General features: G+C 71.1%; 14 protein-coding genes. 9 read left to right on the top strand and 5 right to left on the bottom strand.

Annotated elements, in window-relative coordinates:
• Positions 1–5 precede the first annotated feature (5 nt).
• From H7A73_RS13740 to H7A73_RS13730, 3 genes are all read left to right on the top strand, one after another.
• Positions 6–1,088 carry an NADH:flavin oxidoreductase/NADH oxidase gene (locus H7A73_RS13740; protein ID WP_182066476.1) on the top strand — a complete coding sequence of 361 codons (1,083 nt, stop codon included), beginning with the start codon at positions 6–8 and terminating at the stop codon, positions 1,086–1,088.
• A gap of 156 nt (positions 1,089–1,244) precedes the next feature.
• Positions 1,245–2,645, top strand: a complete 1,401-nt coding sequence (locus tag H7A73_RS13735) for a hemolysin family protein (RefSeq protein WP_182066475.1) — start codon at positions 1,245–1,247, stop codon at positions 2,643–2,645.
• A 55-nt stretch (positions 2,646–2,700) separates the two neighbouring features.
• Positions 2,701–3,738, top strand: a complete 1,038-nt coding sequence (locus H7A73_RS13730; protein ID WP_182066474.1) for a hemolysin family protein — start codon at positions 2,701–2,703, stop codon at positions 3,736–3,738.
• Positions 3,739–3,834: 96 nt separating this feature from the next.
• Here H7A73_RS13730 and H7A73_RS13725 read toward each other — a convergent pair whose 3' ends face one another.
• Positions 3,835–5,274: a GuaB1 family IMP dehydrogenase-related protein gene (locus tag H7A73_RS13725; protein WP_182066473.1), complete on the bottom strand. Its 1,440-nt coding sequence runs from the start codon at positions 5,272–5,274 to the stop codon at positions 3,835–3,837.
• Positions 5,275–5,451: 177 nt separating this feature from the next.
• On the opposite strand from H7A73_RS13725, the gene H7A73_RS13720 reads away from it, so the two are divergent.
• A complete protein-coding gene (locus H7A73_RS13720) occupies positions 5,452–9,240 on the top strand; it encodes a multifunctional oxoglutarate decarboxylase/oxoglutarate dehydrogenase thiamine pyrophosphate-binding subunit/dihydrolipoyllysine-residue succinyltransferase subunit (protein WP_182066472.1) in 3,789 nt (1,262 codons plus the stop codon).
• A 79-nt stretch (positions 9,241–9,319) separates the two neighbouring features.
• On the opposite strand, the gene H7A73_RS13715 is transcribed toward H7A73_RS13720, so the two are convergent.
• The 3 genes from H7A73_RS13715 to H7A73_RS13705 all read right to left on the bottom strand — a co-directional run bounded on the left by H7A73_RS13715 (position 9,320) and on the right by H7A73_RS13705 (position 10,987).
• Positions 9,320–9,760 (bottom strand): GNAT family N-acetyltransferase, encoded by a 441-nt coding sequence (locus tag H7A73_RS13715; RefSeq protein ID WP_182066471.1) that lies wholly within the window; start codon positions 9,758–9,760, stop codon positions 9,320–9,322.
• Positions 9,761–9,896: 136 nt separating this feature from the next.
• Entirely contained in the window at positions 9,897–10,139 is a 243-nt protein-coding gene (locus H7A73_RS13710) for a zf-HC2 domain-containing protein (RefSeq protein WP_027465838.1), read from the bottom strand.
• Positions 10,136–10,987 (bottom strand): sigma-70 family RNA polymerase sigma factor, encoded by an 852-nt coding sequence (locus tag H7A73_RS13705; protein ID WP_182066497.1) that lies wholly within the window; start codon positions 10,985–10,987, stop codon positions 10,136–10,138. The genes H7A73_RS13710 and H7A73_RS13705 overlap by 4 nt, the downstream gene beginning before the upstream one ends.
• 81 nt (positions 10,988–11,068) lie before the next feature.
• Here H7A73_RS13705 and aroA point away from each other — a divergent pair, with 81 nt between their 5' ends.
• The 4 genes from aroA (at position 11,069) to H7A73_RS13685 (ending at position 15,827) form a co-directional block, all read left to right on the top strand.
• Entirely contained in the window at positions 11,069–12,454 is a 1,386-nt protein-coding gene (aroA, locus tag H7A73_RS13700) for a 3-phosphoshikimate 1-carboxyvinyltransferase (RefSeq protein ID WP_182066470.1), read from the top strand.
• Positions 12,455–12,457: 3 nt separating this feature from the next.
• Positions 12,458–13,504 carry a ribosome small subunit-dependent GTPase A gene (gene rsgA, locus H7A73_RS13695; RefSeq protein WP_182066469.1) on the top strand — a complete coding sequence of 349 codons (1,047 nt, stop codon included), beginning with the start codon at positions 12,458–12,460 and terminating at the stop codon, positions 13,502–13,504.
• 342 nt (positions 13,505–13,846) lie between these two features.
• Entirely contained in the window at positions 13,847–15,019 is a 1,173-nt protein-coding gene (locus H7A73_RS13690; RefSeq protein ID WP_182066468.1) for a hypothetical protein, read from the top strand.
• A gap of 19 nt (positions 15,020–15,038) precedes the next feature.
• The gene (locus H7A73_RS13685) at positions 15,039–15,827 is read left to right on the top strand and encodes an inositol monophosphatase family protein (protein WP_182066467.1); all 789 of its coding nucleotides are present in this window, start codon (positions 15,039–15,041) and stop codon (positions 15,825–15,827) included.
• Between the two features lie 18 nt (positions 15,828–15,845).
• On the opposite strand, the gene H7A73_RS13680 is transcribed toward H7A73_RS13685, so the two are convergent.
• Positions 15,846–17,405 carry an MFS transporter gene (locus tag H7A73_RS13680; RefSeq protein ID WP_182066466.1) on the bottom strand — a complete coding sequence of 520 codons (1,560 nt, stop codon included), beginning with the start codon at positions 17,403–17,405 and terminating at the stop codon, positions 15,846–15,848.
• Positions 17,406–17,930: 525 nt separating this feature from the next.
• On the opposite strand from H7A73_RS13680, the gene H7A73_RS13675 reads away from it, so the two are divergent.
• A complete protein-coding gene (locus H7A73_RS13675) occupies positions 17,931–18,983 on the top strand; it encodes an ATP-binding protein (protein ID WP_182066465.1) in 1,053 nt (350 codons plus the stop codon).
• The last annotated feature ends 83 nt before the right edge of the window (positions 18,984–19,066 follow it).

The raw sequence follows: 19,066 nt of genomic DNA, 5'->3' as shown, positions 1-19,066 counted from the left end.
CCCGCGTGACGCACGCCCTGTTCGACCCGATCACCATCCGTGACCTGACCGTCCGCAACCGCATCTGGGTCTCCCCGATGTGCCAGTACTCGGTGGACCAGCAGGACGGCGTGGCGACCCCGTGGCACCTCGTGCACCTGGGCGGGTTCGCCAAGGGCGGCGCCGGCGCGGTCGTGGTCGAGGCGACGGGCGTCGTGCCCGAGGGACGGATCACCCCGCAGGACCTCGGGCTGTGGAACGACCAGCAGCGCGACGCGTTCAAGCCGATCGTCGACTTCCTGCACGAGCAGGGCGCCGCGGCGGGCATCCAGCTGGCGCACGCCGGCCGCAAGGCGTCGACCTACCGCCCCTGGGACACCACGCACGGCACCGTCCCCGCCGACCAGGGCGGCTGGACCACGGTCGCTCCGTCGGCCGTGGCCTTCGACGGCTACGACGTCCCGCGCGAGCTCGCGGTCGAGGACGTCCGCGTCGTCGCCCTCGCCTTCGCGCAGTCCGCCCGGCGCGCGGTGGAGGCCGGGTTCGACCTGGTCGAGATCCACGCGGCCCACGGCTACCTGCTGCACCAGTTCCTCTCGCCGCTGAGCAACCAGCGCACCGACCAGTACGGCGGCTCGCTCGAGAACCGTGCGCGCGCGCTGCTCGAGGTCGTCGACGCCGTGCGCGCCGAGGTCGGCGAGGGCTTCCCGATCGTCGTCCGGTTCTCGGCCACCGACTGGGTCGACGGCGGGCTCACGCTCGACGAGACCACCGTCGTCGCCCGCTGGGCCGCGGAGCACGGTGCCGACCTGGCCGACGTGTCGACCGGCGGCAACGTCGCGAGCGCGCCGATCCCGGTCGGCCCCGGCTACCAGGTGCCGCACGCGGCGGCGATCAAGCGCGACGCCGGCATCCCGACGATCGCCGTGGGCATGATCTCCGAGGCGTTCCAGGCCGAGCAGATCGTCGCGACCGGCCTCGCCGACGTCGTGATGATCGGTCGTGAGATGCTCCGCGACCCGTCGTTCGCGCTCCGTGCCGCCGTCGAACTCCGCGTGCCGGTCGACTACGAGCCGCAGCAGTACCACCGCGCGCGGATCACGGCGTAGGCGCGGTCGGTTCTGTACGGATTCACGGCCCAGCGACCCCGCAGGCAGTACGATTGGCAGCACTGTGGACGATCCCCCGAATAGTTCTTCGCCTCACTCATCCGCCGCTCACTCGGTGAGCCGCACGTCACCCCTGTGCGCGAACGGGGGTGAATCATGAGTCCGATCGACATCGTCATGCTGATCGGCGGCATCCTGCTGACCCTCGGCACGGGTGTCTTCGTCGCGTCCGAGTTCGCGCTGGTCAACCTCGACCGCGCCGACGTCGAAGCGCGGCGCGACCGCGGTGAAGCCGGCCTCGCACCGGTCATCGGCGCGCTGAAGGTCACCTCGACGCACCTGTCCAGCGCGCAGCTCGGCATCACGCTGACCACGCTGCTGACCGGCTACCTGCTCGAACCCTCGATCGCGACGCTGCTCGAGGCGCCGTTCCTGGCGATGAACCTGCCGGAGGGCATCGTCGAGACCGTCGGCTCGATCGTGGCGCTCGTCATCGCGACCCTGCTGTCGATGATCCTCGGCGAGCTCGTGCCGAAGAACTTCGCGCTCGCGCTGCCCCTGCAGACCGCCCGGCTCGTGGTCCCGCTGCAGATCGCGTTCACGACGGTCTTCAAGCCCGCCGTCGCGCTGCTGAACGGCACCGCGAACGCCGTGCTCCGGTCGCTGGGCATCGAGCCGCAGGAGGAACTCTCCGGTGCCCGCAGCGCCGAGGAACTCACCTCGCTGCTGCGCCGCTCGGCCTCTGAAGGTTCCCTCGAACAGGACACCGCGACCCTCCTCGAGCGCACCATCTCGTTCTCCGAGCTGAGCGCCAGCGACGTGATGACCCCGCGCCCGAGGCTCTCCACCATCCGCGTGTCCGAGTCCGCCGAGGACGTCATCGCCCTCGCCCGCAAGACCGGCTTCAGCCGCTTCCCCGTCATCGAGGAGGACGCGGACGACGTCGTCGGCATCGTGCACGTCAAGCAGGCCGTCGCCGTGCCGCGCGAGAAGCGTCCGGAGGTCCCCGTCGGGGCGCTCATGACCGACGCCGAACGCGTGCCGGAGACCATGCCCGGTGACACCCTGCTCGCCGAGGTCCGCGGTCGCGGCTACCAGATGGTCATCGTCGTCGACGAGTACGGCGGCACCGCCGGGGTCGTCACGCTCGAGGACCTGATCGAGGAGATCGTCGGCGAGGTCTCCGACGAGCACGACCGCGCCCGCATCGACGTGGTCCGCTCCCGTGACTGGCTGACCTTCCCCGGTCTGCTGCGTCCCGACGAGCTCGAGGACCGCGCTGGCGTGAAGGTGCCCGAGGAGGGCCCGTACGAGACCGTCGGCGGGTTCGTCATGTCGACGCTGGGCCGTCTGCCCGTCGTCGGTGACGAAGTGCCGCTGGACGGCGGCGTCTTCCGCGTCGAGCGGCTGGACGGCCGTCGGATCGACCGCATCCGCTGGACCCCGACGCGCCCGTCGACCGACACGGCGGCGACCGCGATCATCATCCCGTCCACCGGGAGCACCCCGACCACCACGAAGGCCGCGACCACCACGACGAAGGGCAGCACCCGATGAGCTCCGATTCGGTGATGGGCGCAGCGGGATCTCCTGGCTGCAAGGAGGGACTGCGATGAGCTCCGACTGGTGGGGTATCTTCTGGCTCGTCGTCCTGTTGATGGGCAACGCGTACTTCGTCGCGGCGGAGTTCGCGGTCATCTCGGCTCGCCGCTCCCAGATCGAGCCCCGCGCCGAAGAGGGCTCGAAGGCCGCGCAGATGACGCTCTGGGCGATGGAGCACGCCACCCGCATGCTCGCGACCACCCAGCTCGGCATCACGGTCTGCTCGCTGCTCATCCTGAACGTGTCCGAGCCGGCGATCCACCACCTGCTCGAGGTCCCGCTGCACCTGACCGGCTGGAGCGCCGAGGTGATCGGCACCGTGGCCTTCGTGTTCACGCTGCTGCTCGTGTCGTTCCTGCACGTGGTGTTCGGCGAGATGGTGCCGAAGAACATCTCGTTCTCGATGCCGGACCGCGCCGCGCTGCTGCTGGTCCCGACGCTCTGGTACATCGGTCACGGCCTGCACTGGGTCATCGTCGGCCTGAACGAGGTCGCGAACGCCGTGCTGCGACTGTTCCGCGTCGAGCCCAAGGACGAAGCGGTGAGCGCGTTCACGGTGGAAGAGGTGCAGACCATCGTGGAGCAGTCCCGGCGGGAGGGCACCCTGACCGACGACGGCAAGCTCGCCCTGGCGTTCGAGTTCACCGAGAAGAAGGTCCGTGACGTCGCCGTGCCGATGGCCGAACTCGTCACGCTGCCCGACGACGCGACCCCGGGTGACGTCGAGCACGCCGTGGCACAGCGCGGGTTCTCCCGCTACGTGCTCGTCGGCGAGGACGGCTCCCCCACGGGCTACGTGCACGTGAAGGACGTCATCGACCTGCGTCCGGACGAGTTCGACGACCCGGTGCCGCCGAAGCGGATCCGCCAGCTCATCTCGCTGTACACCGAGATGGACCTCGAGGACGCGCTCGCGACCATGCGGGCCGCCGGGCGCCACGTGGCCCGCGCCTTCGACGCGGACGGCCGCACGATCGGCGTGCTGTTCCTCGAGGACATCCTCGAAGAACTGGTGGGCGAGGTCGAGGACGCGACCCGACGCCGGTAGACGCACCGAAGAGCGGACGGGAGGCGCGGTGCCAGCTGGCACCGCGCCTCCCGTCCGTCCGTGGTCGCGACCAGGGCGACGCGCGCCCCGTCCGCGCTACCAGCTGACGGGCAGGGGCTTGCCCTCCTCGTACCCGGCGGCGGACTGGATGCCGACCAGCGCGCGCTCGGAGAACTCGGCGAGGGACGACGCGCCTGCGTAGGTCGCGGAGCTGCGGACGCCGGTGGTGATCATGTCGAGCAGGTCCTCGACGCTCGGGCGCTCCGGGTCGAGGTAGATCGTCGACGACGAGATCCCCTCGGCGAAGAGCGCCTTGCGGGCACGCTCGTACGGGTCGAGCCGCTCGAACCGCTCACGCACGGCCTTGGCCGAGGCCATGCCCCAGCTCTCCTTGTAGGCCTTGCCGGCGTCGTCGCGGCGGAGCACGCCGGGCGCCTCGAGCGTGCCGGCGAACCACGAGCCGATCATGACGGCGGACGCCCCTGCTGCCAGGGCGAGCGCGACGTCGCGCGGGTAGCGCACCCCGCCGTCCGCCCAGACGTGGGCGCCGAGCGAGCGGGCTGCCGCGGCGGTCTCGAGCACGGCGGAGAACTGCGGACGACCGACGGCCGTCATCATGCGGGTGGTGCACATGGCACCCGGGCCGACGCCGACCTTGATGATGTCCGCTCCGGCCCCGACCAGGTGCGCGACGGCGTCGGCGGTGACGACGTTGCCGGCGACGAGCGGGATGCCGAGCTGCAGCGACGCGACCGTGCGGAGTGCGCGGAGCATGCCGTCCTGGTGGCCGTGCGCGGTGTCGAGGACCAGGACGTCCACGCCCGCGGCGGCCAGCGCCTTCGCCTTCGCGGCGACGTCGCCGTTGATGCCGAGCGCGGCGGCGACCCGGAGCCGGCCGGAGGCGTCGACGGCGGGCGTGTAGATGTCGGAGCGGATCGCGCTCGTCTGGCTCGTGGTGCCGACGACCCGGCCGTGCCGCACCACCGGCGCGAAGTCGACCTCGGCGGCCGAGAGCACGTCGTAGACGTGGCGGGGCGTACCGGCGTCCTCGGCGTCGATCGCGGTCGAGGCGCCGTGCAGCAGGTCACCGAGGACGGCGTCGGGGCCGGCGGTGCCGAGGCGGGACGCGGGCACACAGCCCAGGTACTCGCCGTCGGCGTCGCGGACGACCACACCACGGCCGGCCACGGGCAGGAGCTGCTCGAGGGCCTCGGCGACGGTGGTCTGAGCACCCATGTCGTAGGCGGTGTCGAAGTCGACCGGCTGGTCCTTGACCCAGCGGATCGCGGCGTCGAGGTCCTGCAGGTGCATGTCCTGCGGCAGCACGCCCAGACCACCGCGGCGGGCCAGGGTGGCGGCGAGCCGAGGGCCGGTGACGGAGTTCATGTTGGCGCTGACGATCGGGATCGTGGCGCCGCTGCCGTCGTTCGCGGCGAGGTCGACGTCGAAGCGGCTCGTCACGCCGGAGCGGCTCGGGACGAGGAAGACGTCGGAGTAGGTCAGGTCGTGCGTCGGCCGCGTCTCGTAGAACCTCATGCGCTCCACTGTACGGCTCCCGTCAGGGCCCCGACCGGGTGCTCGGGGGCTGCCGACTCGCGCCGCGGCTGACACGGAACGGACATGTCGGAGCGGCTAGGCTTGGCACCTGTGCGGCGCAGGGTTGCTCCGCACGACACACACGAGCATCTATCGACGGAGAGTGGGCGATCGGCTGTGTCGAGCCATCTGACCGGAACGGACGAGACCGCGGGCGAATTCGGGGCGAACGAGTGGCTCGTCGACGAGCTCTACGAGCAGTTCGTCGCGGACAAGGAGTCGGTCGACAAGTCCTGGTGGCCGGTCCTCGAGAGCTACCACCGCACGCAGGTCGGTGACGCTCCGGCTCCGGCGGGATCCCCCGCACCACAGGCGGCGGCCGGGCAGCAGGCGTCGGCGGCGCAGCAGGCCCCCGCTTCGCAGCAGCAGCAGTCCTCGACGCAGCAGCCGGCCACCGGGGACACCCTGGGCGAGGCGAAGTCGGGCACGATCCAGGCGAAGACCACCTCGCGCCAGCCGGCACCGCAGCCGATCCCGGCCGAGGCGAACGACGCGGCCGACGACCACGAGGAGACCCACGAAGACGTGGCGACCCCGCTCCGGGGCATGGCCAAGACGCTGGCGTCGAACATGGACGCCTCGCTGACGGTCCCGACCGCCACGAGCGTCCGGACCATCCCGGCGAAGCTGATGATCGACAACCGGATCGTCATCAACAATCACCTCCGACGCGCCCGCGGCGGCAAGATCTCCTTCACGCACCTGATCGGGTGGGCGATGGTGCAGGCGCTCAAGGACTTCCCGAGCCAGAACGTCTACTACGAGGATCGCGACGGCAAGCCGTTCGTCGTCGCCCCGGCACACGTGAACCTCGGCATCGCGATCGACGTCCCGAAGAAGGACGGCACCCGCTCGCTCCTGGTGCCGAGCATCAAGCGCGCGGAGACCCTGACGTTCGGCCAGTTCCTCTCCGCCTACGAGGACCTCGTCAAGCGCGCCCGCGACAACAAGCTCACCCCGGCGGACTTCCAGGGCACGACGATCTCGCTCACCAACCCGGGCGGCATCGGCACCGTGCACTCGGTCCCGCGCCTGACGAAGGGGCAGGGCTCGATCATCGGTGCCGGCGCCCTCGAGTACCCCGCGCAGTTCCAGGGCTCGGCGTCGAAGACCCTGGTCGAGCTCGGCATCGGCAAGACCATCACCCTGACGAGCACCTACGACCACCGCGTCATCCAGGGCGCCGGTTCGGGCGAGTACCTCAAGCACGTGCACGAGCGCCTGATCGGCGAGCACGGCTTCTACGACGGCATCTTCGCCGCGCTCCGGATCCCCTACAAGCCGATCCAGTGGGCGAACGACATCAACGTCGACCTGGCGCACCGGGTGAACAAGACCGCCCGCGTGCAGGAGCTCATCAACAGCTTCCGCGTCCGTGGGCACCTGATGGCCGACATCGACCCGCTCGAGTACCGCCAGCGCACGCACCCGGACCTCGAGATCGAGAGCCACGGGCTGACCTTCTGGGACCTCGACCGCGAGTTCGTCACCGGCGGGCTCGCCGGCACCACCTCGGCACCGCTGCGCGACGTCCTCGGGATCCTGCGCGACGCCTACTGCCGCACGGTCGGCATCGAGTACATGCACATCCAGGACCCGGAACAGCGTCGCTGGGTGCAGGAGCGCATCGAGGTGCCGTACTCGAAGCCCTCGAAGGAGGAGCAGCTCCGCGTCCTCGGCAAGCTCAACGAGGCCGAGGCGTTCGAGACCTTCCTGCAGACCAAGTACGTCGGCCAGAAGCGCTTCTCGCTCGAGGGCGGCGAGTCCACCATCGCCTTCCTCGACACCCTGATCCAGCACGCCGCCGGAGCCGGGCTGGCCGAGGTCGCGATCGGCATGGCCCACCGCGGCCGCCTGAACGTGCTGACGAACATCGCCGGCAAGACCTACGGGCAGATCTTCCGTGAGTTCGAGGGGTCCTCCTTGCCGGGCACGGTGTCCGGTCAGGGCTCCGGCGACGTGAAGTACCACGTCGGCACCGAGGGCGTGTTCCGCACGTCCGACGGCTCGAGCATCCCGGTGACGATCGCCGCGAACCCCTCCCACCTCGAAGCCGTCGACGGCGTGCTCGAGGGCATCGTCCGAGCCAAGCAGGACCGCGAGGCCCCCGGCAGCTTCGGTGTGCTCCCCGTGCTCGTGCACGGCGACGCGGCGATGGCCGGCCAGGGTGTGGTCGTCGAGACGCTGCAGATGTCGCAGCTCCGCGGCTACCGCACCGGCGGCACGGTCCACCTCGTCATCAACAACCAGGTCGGGTTCACCACCCCGCCCGAGTCGGCGCGCAGCTCGGTGTACTCCACCGACGTCGCGAAGACGATCCAGGCGCCGATCTTCCACGTGAACGGTGACGACCCCGAGGCCGTCGCGCGCGTCGCAGAACTCGCCTTCGCGTACCGCGAGGAGTTCCACCGCGACGTCGTGATCGACCTGATCTGCTACCGCCGTCGCGGGCACAACGAGGGCGACGACCCCTCGATGACGCAGCCGCTGATGTACAACCTCATCGAGGCGAAGCGCTCCGTCCGCACGCTGTACACCGAGGCCCTCGTCGGCCGCGGTGACATCACGCAAGAGGAGTACGACGAGGCGCACCGCGACTTCCAGGACCGACTGGAACGCGCCTTCGCCGAGACGCACGAGGCACAGACCGGCACCATCCCGGTGATCGACGTCGACGACGACGGTGCGGTGCAGGGTCTCGAACGCCCGGCCGCGCAGCGCGACGACGCCGAGGTCGAGGTGCACGAGACCGCCGTGTCCGAGGAGCTCGTCCGGGCGATCGGTGACGCGCACAGCAACCCGCCCGCCGGGTTCTCCATCCACCCGAAGCTGCAGCAGCTGCTCACCAAGCGCACCGAGATGACCCGCAACGGCGGCATCGACTGGGCGATGGCGGAGCTCATGGCGATCGGGTCGATCCTGGTCGAGGGCAAGCCCGTCCGCCTCGCCGGACAGGACGCCCGCCGCGGCACCTTCGTCCAGCGCCAGTCGGTGTTCCACGACCGGGTGAACGGCCAGGAATGGCTGCCGCTGTCGAACCTCACCGAGGACCAGGCACGGTTCTACGTGTACGACTCGCTGCTGAGCGAGTACGCGGCGATGGCCTTCGAGTACGGCTACTCGGTGGAGCGCCCGGAGTCGCTCGTGCTCTGGGAGGCGCAGTTCGGCGACTTCGCCAACGGTGCCCAGATCGTCATCGACGAGTTCATCTCGTCCGCCGAGCAGAAGTGGGGGCAGCGCTCCGGCCTCGTCCTGCTGCTGCCGCACGGGTACGAGGGTCAGGGGCCGGACCACTCGTCGGCGCGCATCGAGCGCTACCTGCAGCTGTGCGCCGAGGACAACATGATCGTCGCGCGCCCGTCGACCCCGGCCTCGTACTTCCACCTGCTCCGCCGGCAGGCCTGGGCCCGTCCCCAGAAGCCGCTCATCGTGTTCTCCCCGAAGGCGATGCTCCGGCTCCGCCAGGCGACGAGTGCGGTCGAGGACTTCACGACCGGGACGTTCGAGCCCGTGCTGGACGACGCGCGGATCACCGACAAGCGCGCCGTCCGTCGCGTGGTGCTGCACTCCGGCAAGGTGCACCACGACCTGCGTGCCGAGGTCGACAAGCGCGGCGTCACCGACGTCGCACTCGTCCGGCTCGAGCAGCTCGCCCCGCTCCCCCTCGACCGCATCCTCGAGGTCCTGGCGGGCTACCCGGACGCCGACGTCGTGTGGGCGCAGGAGGAGCCGGAGAACCAGGGCGCCTGGCCGTTCGTCTGCATGAACCTGTCGCCGCACCTGGGTGGCCGACCGTTGTCCGTGGCGGCCCGCTCGGCGAGTGCCGCACCGGCCACCGGTTCCTCGAAGCGCTCCGCGCAAGAGGCCACCGACGTCATCGACACGGCGCTGCGCGCGTCGGCCTGACCACGAGGAAGCGCCCCGTGCGGGAGTCCGACGGACTCCGGCACGGGGCGCTTCGACGTTGGCGGGGAAGGCGGCGGCGCTACGCGATCTTCGTGTAGCGCACCCCGGCGTCGTGGTACCCGCGCTTCTGGTAGAAGCGGTGCGCGCTGTCCGTCGCGGCCGCACTGACGGCACTGAGGCGACGCGCGCCCTGCTCGACCGCCCATGCTTCGAACGTGCCGATGAGCGCGGAACCGGTGCCGTGCCTCCTGGCCGTGTCGTCGACGACCAGCAGCAGCAGCTGCGCCGTCGGCTCGTCGCTGGCGTACGCCCACGTGACCTGTGCGCCGGCGACGGCGACGACCCGTCCATCGTCCCCCCGGACCACCCAGGTGCGGTGCCCGGCTTCGGGGGTGAGCCGGTCGAGGCGGTCGCGCATCGACGCGTCGTCGACGTCGTGACCGAGCAGGCGGACGAGGGCGGCGACGTCGGCGACGTCCGTGTCGGACCAGGTGGTGGTCGACTCGACGGAGAGGGTCATGTCGGCCAACCTACCCGGGCCGTCGGTCGTGTTGCGACGGGCTCCCACTGCGCCCTCGTGTCCACACGTCGTCGCGCGCTACGGCGAGCAGCCGAGCCGTCCAGGTCCGGGCTGACGAGCCCGCACCCCTGCAGCGTCAGTGCGTCGCCTGCTCCACCCGGATGCGCGCGAGGATCTCGCTGCGCAGCTGGTCGGGAGCGGTCTCCTTGCAGGCACGGCGCACGGTCTCCATGAGCACGACGCCGACGCGGTGCTCGGTCTGGCAGTCCTCGCACCCGTCCATGTGCTCGCGGATGTCCGCGGCGTCCTCGTGGCGGAGCTCGTCGTGCAGGAACTCCTCGAGCTCGGCCTTCGCCTTCGAGCAGTCGCAGCCGCTCATCGTGCGTCCTTCCGTCCGGTGCGGCCCGTGGCCGCGGTTGCCTTCGTCGTCTGTGCCGCGCCTCGTCCCCGTCCACGCATCGTCGCCGTCGACGCTGCGTCCGGGACGATGCCGGTCTCACGGGCGTGGTCCGCCAGGAGCCCACGGAGGAGCCGGCGGCCACGGTGGAGGCGGCTCATGACCGTCCCCACGGGGGTCTTCATGATGTCGGCGATCTCCTGGTACGAGAAGCCTTCGACATCGGCGAAGTACACGGCCATCCGGAAGTCCTCCGGGATGGCCTGCAGGGCGTCCTTCACGACGGAGGACGGCAGGTGGTCGATCGCGTCGGCCTCGGCGGACCGGGCGGAGATCGACTGGGTCACGCTCTCCGCGCCGCCGAGCTGCCAGTCCTCGAGCTCGTCGATGGTGCCCTGGTACGGGTTCCGCTGGTTCTTGCGGTACGTGTTGATGAACGTGTTCGTGAGGATCCGGTACAGCCAGGCCTTCAGGTTCGTGCCCTGCTTGAACTGGCGGAACGCGGCGAAGGCCTTGACGAACGTCTCCTGCACCAGGTCCGACGCGTCGGCCGGGTTGCGGGTCATCCGCATGGCCGCACCGTAGAGCTGGTCCATGAAGGGCAGCGCCTGGTCCTCGAACAGGGACCGCAGCTCCCCCTCGGAGACGGTCTTCGCGTCCACCGGCTCGTCTGCGGCGTCGTCGAGGGCTTCGTGTTCCTCTTCGACTGCGTCGAGCTGCACCTCGGTCTCGTCGACCAGGTGGTGCGGAGCTGCCTGCGGTTCGTCGGTCGTCATCGCCGCCAAGTCTAGGCCGAGCGTGCCGAGCGTCGTCCGCACCGCGGTCAGCACGGTCGCCGTGCCGGTCCGCTCTCGTGCGAGTGTTGCTGTCGCCACTGATCCTCCCGGTGCGTTCAGTACCCTGGTGAACCGATGGCAGACACGACGCATTCCCACAGCGGGGCCCAGCCCGCCGACCCCTGGATCGCCCCGGTCGCAGGGGGTCCGCTCCGCGGCGACGTCGCGCTGCCCGGGTCGAAGTCGCTGACGAACCGAGAGCTCGTGCTCGCGGCCCTCGCGGACGGCCCCTCGACGATCAGGCTCCCGCTGCACTCCCGTGACTCGGCGCTGATGATCGCGGGCCTCCGGGCGCTCGGCGTCGGCATCGAAGCGCTCGAGCCGGCGGCCGGCATCGCCCCGAACCCGTACGGCCCGGACCTCAGGATCACGCCCGCCCCGATGCACGGCGCCGTCCGCCTGGACTGCGGACTGGCCGGCACGGTGATGCGCTTCCTGCCGCCGCTCGCCGCCCTGGCCATCGGGCCCGTCACGGTCGACGGCGACCCCTACGCCCGCAAGCGGCCGATGCACGCCATCGTGCAGGGACTCGTGGACCTCGGTGTCGACGTCACGGACGACGGCGGCGGTTCGATGCCGTTCTCGTTCACCGGCACCGGCTCGGTCCGCGGCGGCGCCCTGACGATCGACGCGTCGGCGTCCTCGCAGTTCGTCTCCGGGCTGCTGCTGTCGGCCCCCCGCTTCGACGAGGGCCTGCACCTCACCCACGTGGGCGAACGCCTGCCGAGCATGCCGCACATCGAGATGACCGTCGCGGCACTCCGTGCCCGCGGCGTCCGCGTCGAGGAGCCGGCGGTCGGCGAGTGGCTCGTGCACCCCGGCCCGATCGGCGCGCGTGACGTCACGATCGAACCCGACCTGTCGAACGCCGCGCCGTTCGCGGTCGCCGCGCTCGTCGCCGGCGGCACCGTCCGCATCCGCACCTGGCCCAGCGAGACGACGCAGGTCGGCGCCGACCTCGAGACGCTCCTGCCCCTGTGGGGGGCGAGCGTGGCCCGTGACGGTGACGACCTGGTCGTCGACGGCGGCGTCGGGATCCGGGGTGGGGCCTCCTTGCCGGGTCTCGAACTCGACCTGAGCCGCGGCGGCGAACTCGCACCGGCGCTCGTCGCGCTGGCCGCGCTGGCGGACGGACCGAGCGAGATCACCGGGATCGGGCACCTGCGCGGGCACGAGACCGACCGCCTGGCCGCGCTGGCGGCGGACCTCAACCGGTCTGGAGGCGCGGTGCACGAACTCGACGACGGCCTGCGGATCGAGCCGGCGCCGCTCCACGGCAGCGCCTGGGGCGCGTACGACGACCACCGGATGGCGACCGCGGGGGCGATCGTGGGCCTCGTCGTCGACGGCGTCGCCGTCGACGACATCGGGTCGACCGCGAAGACGCTGCCGCAGTTCCCGGAGCTGTGGGCGGCGCTCGTGGCGTCCTCGGTGGCCGCTGCACCGGTGAGCGGGGACTGACGCATGAGCTGGTGGGACGACGTCGACGGCGACGACTCCGACGCGGACGAGCCGTACGGGCAGTACGACGAGTCGAGCGTGCGGGTGCGCCCGAACCCGAAGGGCAACCGACCGCGCACGAAGACCCGTCCGACGTACGACGACGCCCCGGTCGGCTGGGTGACGAACGTCGACCGCGGGCGCTTCGGCGTGCTGCTCGACGACCACGTCATCACCGCGACGAAGGCCCGCGAGCTCGGCAAGAAGTCCGTCGTCACGGGCGACCACGTGTCGCTCGTCGGGGACGTCTCCGGCGACCCGGGCTCGCTGGCACGCATCGTGAAGGTCGCCGAGCGCACCACCCTGCTGCGGCGGAGTGCCGACGACTCCGACGAGGTCGAGCGCGTCATCGTGGCGAACGCCGATCAGATGCTCATCGTGGTGGCCGCCGCCGACCCCGAGCCGCGCACCCGCCTGATCGACCGGTACCTGGTGGCCGCGTTCGACGCCGGGCTCGACCCGATCCTCTGCATCACGAAGACCGACCTCGCCGACCCGGCCCCGTTCCTGGCGCACTTCGCGTGCCTGGACCTTCGGATCGTGACGAGCCGATCGGACGACGTCCCGTTCGAGGCGCTGCACGAGCTCCTCGACGACAAGGTGACCGTGACCGTCGGGCACTCCGGTGTGGGCAAGTCGACCCTGGTGAACGCCCTGACCGGGTCGACGCGCGCGATCGGCGTCGTGAACTCCGTGACCGGCCGAGGGCGGCACACGTCGTCGTCGTCGATCGCGCTGCGGGTCCGTGACGGCGGGTGGATCATCGACACGCCGGGTGTGCGGTCGTTCGGCCTGGGGCACGTCGACCCCGCGAACGTCTTCCGGGCGTTCGCGTCGCACGCCGTGCCGGTGCTGCCCGCGCGGGACGGCATCCCGCTGGCGCAGGCGCACGACTGGGAGATCGTCGACCGCGTGCAGGACGGGGAGCTCGGGCCGACCGGCGTCGAGCGGCTCGACTCGTTCCGGGCACTGCTCACCGGGATGGGCGCGTCCGACCCCGGTTCCGAGTAGCCCGCCGGGCGATGTCGGCCGGGCGGTCGGTGCTGATCGGCGCTGGTCGGCCGGCTGGTCACGACACCCCGCGGTGTGTGCGTCGAGGGGTCACGAACTGTCGGCTGACGCGGCGGCACCCGACAGTTCGTGACCATTCGGGCATCGGCGCGCGGTGCCTCGTGCGTCATGACCACTCCGGACGCCCCCCTCGCACCGTGCGAGGGGCGTACGAATGGTGCGAGGTTGTGCACTCCGTGCGGGCTCGCGCGCCTCGCACCGAGTGGGCAACCGCGCACCGGACGACGCCTCGGCACCGGGACGGCGTCGACAAGCGCGCATCGGGGTTGTACTGTTGCGGTCGTGTCTGAAGTTGCAAAGTACAACTTTGCGCCGACCCCCGCGGTCGACGCCCCGTCCCCGAGCACGACGACGACGTCGCACGCGCACCACTCCCCCACCCACAAGTCCGCACGAGCCCCGAAGCCGCAGCGGTCCGACAGCGTCCTGCGCCCCGCCGGGCTCGGTCGCGTGCTGCTGACGTTCGCCTCGCACATCCTCGTGCCGCTGTTCCTGGCCGCAGGCATGGGCCTGGCCTACCTCGGTGCCTTCCACGCCCCGGCACCGCGGGAACTGCCCGTCGGCATCGTCGGCCAGGGCGCGGCCACCCAGGTGTTCGCCCAGACCGTGACCGACCAGTCGAACGGCGCCCTCGTGGCCCACGTCGTGGCCTCGACGAAGGCGGCCGAGCAGCAGGTGCGCGACCGCGACCTCGCCGCCGTGTACGCGCCGACTGCGACGGGTGCCACGCTCTACGTCTCGACCGCCGCGTCGGAGACCACCGCGAGCGCAGCGCAGAAGGTGTTCCTGCCGATCGCCTACGACCAACACGTGCCGTTCCGGGTCGTCGACGTCGTGCCGACGGGCGACCAGGACACCACCGGCCAGGGGCTGTTCTTCCTGCTCGTGGCGCTGAGCGTCGGTGGGTACGCGTCCGCGATCGCCGTGGCCTCGGTCGCGACGAAGCTCCGTGCCGTGTGGACCGCGGTCATCGGGCTCGCCTCCGCGGGGGTCGTCGCCGGCATCGGCGTGATCGTCGCCGGACCGATCTACGGCGTCATCACCACCCACCACTGGCAGGTGTTCCTGTTCGCCTGGCTCTACGACGCGATCATCGTCGCGCTCGGCGTCGGGCTCCACCCCGTGCTCGGACGGTGGACCACCCCGATCCTCACGATGCTGTTCGTGATGCTGAACTTCACGTCGTCCGGCGGGATCTTCCAACCAGCGTTCCAGCCCGGGTTCTTCGCCGCCCTGCACACCTTCTGGAGCGGTGCCGCGTGGCTGCAGGCCGCACAGGACCTGCAGTACTTCCCGGACGCCTCGCTCGGCCGGTCGTCGCTCGTGCTCGCCCTCTGGCTGGCCGCCGCGCTCCTGCTCTGCGTCGTCGTGCACGGACTCGTCGCCCGCCGGACCCGCATCGCCCGTGAGCGCGAGGTCACCCGGCTCGAGGAAGAAGAGGTCGTCGCCGCGTAGCGACGGTAGGTTGGGCGACGTGGACCTCAGCGCCGACCTGGACTTCGCCCGCTCCCTCGCCGACACCGCCGACACGATCAGCCTCGAGCGCTTCCGTGCCGCCGACCTGCACGTGACGAAGAAGGCCGACAGCACGCACGTCACCGACGCCGACCAGGCCGTCGAACGGGCCCTGCGCGAGCGACTGGCCGCCGAGCGACCGGACGACGCGTTCCTCGGCGAGGAGACGACGGCGGACACCGGTGCCGAAGCCGTCAGCGAAGGGCACCGGCAGTGGGTGGTCGACCCGATCGACGGCACCGCCAACTACCTGCGCGGCGTGCCGGTGTGGGCGACCCTCATCGCGCTCGCGGTCGACGGCCGCCCGGTGCTCGGCGTCGTGAGCGCGCCCGCCCTCGGCAAGCGCTGGTGGGCGGCCGAGGGCTCCGGCGCGTTCTCGCTGGACGGACCGCTCCGGGTCTCCGGGGTGGCCGAGCTCGGGGACGCGAGCCTGAGCTACAACAGCATCCAGCAGTGGGACGACGACGACCGCCTCGAGCCACTCGTCGACCTGTCGCGCCGGGTCTGGCGCACCCGGGCCTACGGCGACATGTGGTCCTACATGATGGTGGCCGAGGGCGTCCTCGACGTCGCCGGTGAACCGGACCTGAAGCCGTGGGACATCGCAGCCCTCGTCCCCATCGTCGAAGAGGCCGGCGGCCGCTTCACCTCGCTCGACGGCGATCCCGGGCCGTGGCACGGCAGCGCGCTCGCCTCGAACGGCCTGGTGCACGATGCCGTCGTCGAGGTCATCCGTCGCGACTCCTAGGCCCGGTCGGCGGGCCGGTCAGCCGCGCTCGGCGGACCCCGGCGCGCCGGTCCGGTCGGCGGACTCAGCAGCGGCGTCCGAGCCCTCGGACTCCCCGCCCGACCGCCGCGCCGCGCGACGACGCGCCACCAGGTCCGCGCCGGCCAGCGCGAGCGCGAGCGCCATCAGCGACACCGTGAACGTCGTGCCGCTGCGGAAGGCGTCGTGGTAGGCGTCGAGACGCCCGCCCGACCCGCCCGAACCCGACCCCGCCGCCTCGCTCCGCACGATCCCGTAGAAGATGCTGGTCGCCACCGCGGTACCGATCGCCGTGCCGACCCGCTGGCCGAGCTGCTGCATCGACCCCGCCACCCCGGACTGCTCGACGGGGATCTCGGCCAGGGTCAGGGTCTGGTTCGGCGACACCACGAACCCGCCACCGAGTCCGCCGACCAGGAACGCGCCCGCCATCGCCCACGGTGTGACCTCCGGAGGGGTGGCGACGGCGGCGACCATGAGCAGCAGGAAGCCGACGACGACCATCCCGAGCCCGGCGACGACCAGCGCCCGCCCGACCCGGTCGACGATCCGTCCGCCGATGTACGAGCCCACCGCACTCGTCGCGGCGAAGGGGATGCTCACCATGCCGGCGAACAGCGGTGAGAGCCCGAGGCCCTCCTGCAGGTACAGCGTGACCATGAGGAACGACGCCGGCAGCGCGGCGAAGTAGACGGCCACGATCGACAGGCCGTTGCGGTACGACGACAGCCGGAACAGCTCGAAGTGCACCACGGGCGACTTGCCCTGCCGCTTGAACCGCTGCTCCCAGAGCACGAACAGCACGAGGAACACCGCGAAGCCGACGAGCCAGAACCAGCGGGTCGCGGAACCACCACCACCGCTGGTCAGCACGAACGGCAGCATCAGGGTGACGATGGCGGCTCCGAGCAGCAGGATGCCGACGACGTCCAGTTCGCGGTCCTGCGCCTTCCCCTGGGCGCCCTTCGGCAGCAGGCGGACGGCGAAGAGCAGTGCGGCGATCCCGAGGGGCACGTTCATCCAGAACAGCAGCCGCCAGCCGGACTCCTCGCCGCCGATCGCGATGAGGCCACCGCCGATGGTCGGCCCGAGGGCGGTCGAGATGCCGATCATCGCCCCGAAGAGCCCGAACGCGCGGCCACGCTCCGGCCCGCGGAACAGCTGCTGCACGAGTCCGATGACCTGGGGCATCTGGATCCCGGCGGCGAAGCCCTGCAGGATCCGGGTGACGATCAGGACTTCGATGTTCGGTGCGACGGCGCACAGCAGGCTCGATCCGGTGAACGCGCTGAGCCCCACGATGAACATGACGCGCCGGCTCTGCAAGTCCCCGAGCCGACCCGCGGGCACGAGGGCGAGGCCGAACGCCAGCGCGTACCCCGCGACGATGAGCTGGAGCGACGAGCTGGTGGCCCCGAGGGACTGCTCGATCGAGGGCAGCCCGACGTTCACCTTGGACAGGTCGAGGATCGTCAGGGCCGCCACCGCCACACACACGCCGAAGGCCCGCCACCGGGTGCGGTCATCGAGGCGGGCGTCGGTCGGTTCGGCGTTGGACATCCCGTCCTGGCTACACCTGCGACGACGAACGAGGTCCGGACAGCCCTGTACCCCGGTTGCGTCCGGAGGACCCGGATCGGGGTCAGGAGGGCCGGTGCCACTCCCCCATCGTGGCCCCCCGTACTGGGGGCACCGTTCTGGACATCTGCTCGCGGGAGTCCGCCGCGTGGACCGGTACCTGAGTTATCGTGCTCCAGACGGCAGGTCACGTGATGCGCTCGGATTCCCTAGATCCGGACGGCGGAACAGACCGGTCGTGTTCGTCCGAAGACCCTAACCCGAGGGGTGATACAGACGATGACATCATCGTTCCCGAGCGGAACCGAGTGCACCCACACTCGTCGACCGCATCCAATCCACGACAGTTCCGGCGCGCGCTCAGTCGCCGCCGCTCGTCCGCACTCCGCCACGGTCACCCGCCGTGCAGCAGTCCGGTCCGCCGCAGTGCGCCCCGTCGCCGCGACCCCCGTGTTCGCCGACGCCCTCCTCGCAGCATCCGCCTCCGGACCCGGAGGCCGGTGAGTCATGGCACTCACCGGTCGACGTCTCGAGGTCGACCGGATCGCGACCCTCGCAGTGCTCCCACGGGAGTCCGCGATGGTCGTGGTCGGCGACCCTGGTTCCGGACGCAGCAGCGTCCTCGACGCGGTCTCGAACCGCGTTTCCCTCCCCGTCGTCCGGGTCGGTGTCAACGGGAGTGAATCCCGTTGGCCACTGGCCGGGGTGACCTCCCTGTTCACCGCGCTCGACGACCCTCGAGCGACCGCACACATCGCCCACCTGCTGCAAGCCGGCGGGACCGCGGCCGCTGTGACGGCCGGGCTGGCGGCGGCGCACGACTTCCTCGACGCCGTGCACGCTCTGACCCTCCCGCCGACGCTCGTCCTCATCGACGACCTCGACCGGATGGACGCGGAGAGCCAGGAACTCATCGCGTTCCTCGCCGGACGGCTCGCGGGCACCGCCTTGCGCGTCGTGGCGACGGTCCGCTCGGTGCCGTCGGACGGTCCGCTCGCGGCCCTGCCGACCCTGCGCATCGAACCGCTCGCCGCGGACGAGGCCCTGGTCCTCGCCCGGGACATGGCACCGGCCGAGGCGAACGACGGCGTCCTCGCCGTCCTCGCCGCGGAGACCGGTGGCAACCCCGGCGCGCTCCGCGAACAGCTCGCGGTGCTCACCCGGGAGCAGCTCACCGGCGCGGAGCCGATCGTGCTCCCGCTCCGACCCACTCCGACGACCGAGGCCATCGCGGCACTCGCGCTCGGGCCCGCCGCGGGACGCGATCTGGACGTCCTCGCGAAGCTCGCCCTGGTGCCCGTCGCGAAGACCACGGCGTGGGACCGGGACGAGCTGGACGACCTGGTCGGGGCCGGTCTCGCGACCGTCCGCGGGCAGAGCGTCACCGTCCGGCACCCACTCGTCCGTTCCGCGCTCTACTGGCGGATGCCCGCCCGTGACCGTCGTGCGGCACACGCCGAGCTCGCCGCGGCGAGCGCGGAGACCGACCCGCGAGACAGGGAGAGCACACGTCCTAAATCCCGGCCCATTACTTCATCTCGTATGCCCTCTTCTCTTTGAAAAACTATGAACTCCATGCACGGCGTGGACTGCTCTATGGGTATATCAAGCCTTATTCAAGATGATGTAGCTAAACATGCTAC

It is taken from the genome of Curtobacterium sp. ME12 (assembly GCF_903970855.1).
GTDB lineage: Bacteria > Actinomycetota > Actinomycetes > Actinomycetales > Microbacteriaceae > Curtobacterium > Curtobacterium poinsettiae_A.
This window is presented reverse-complemented; position numbering and strand designations above follow the sequence as displayed.

Excerpts from the sequence above, each read along its gene's own strand:
- H7A73_RS13730 (WP_182066474.1), top strand. The coding sequence starts at position 2,701 with ATGAGCTCCGACTGGTGGGGTATCTTCTGGCTCGTCGTCCTGTTGATG.
- rsgA (WP_182066469.1), top strand. The coding sequence starts at position 12,458 with ATGAGCTGGTGGGACGACGTCGACGGCGACGACTCCGACGCGGACGAG.
- H7A73_RS13735 (WP_182066475.1), top strand. The coding sequence starts at position 1,245 with ATGAGTCCGATCGACATCGTCATGCTGATCGGCGGCATCCTGCTGACC.
- H7A73_RS13710 (WP_027465838.1), bottom strand. The coding sequence starts at position 10,139 with ATGAGCGGCTGCGACTGCTCGAAGGCGAAGGCCGAGCTCGAGGAGTTC.
- H7A73_RS13680 (WP_182066466.1), bottom strand. The coding sequence starts at position 17,405 with ATGTCCAACGCCGAACCGACCGACGCCCGCCTCGATGACCGCACCCGG.
- aroA (WP_182066470.1), top strand. The coding sequence starts at position 11,069 with ATGGCAGACACGACGCATTCCCACAGCGGGGCCCAGCCCGCCGACCCC.
- H7A73_RS13715 (WP_182066471.1), bottom strand. The coding sequence starts at position 9,760 with ATGACCCTCTCCGTCGAGTCGACCACCACCTGGTCCGACACGGACGTC.
- H7A73_RS13675 (WP_182066465.1), top strand. The coding sequence starts at position 17,931 with ATGGCACTCACCGGTCGACGTCTCGAGGTCGACCGGATCGCGACCCTC.
- H7A73_RS13725 (WP_182066473.1), bottom strand. The coding sequence starts at position 5,274 with ATGAGGTTCTACGAGACGCGGCCGACGCACGACCTGACCTACTCCGAC.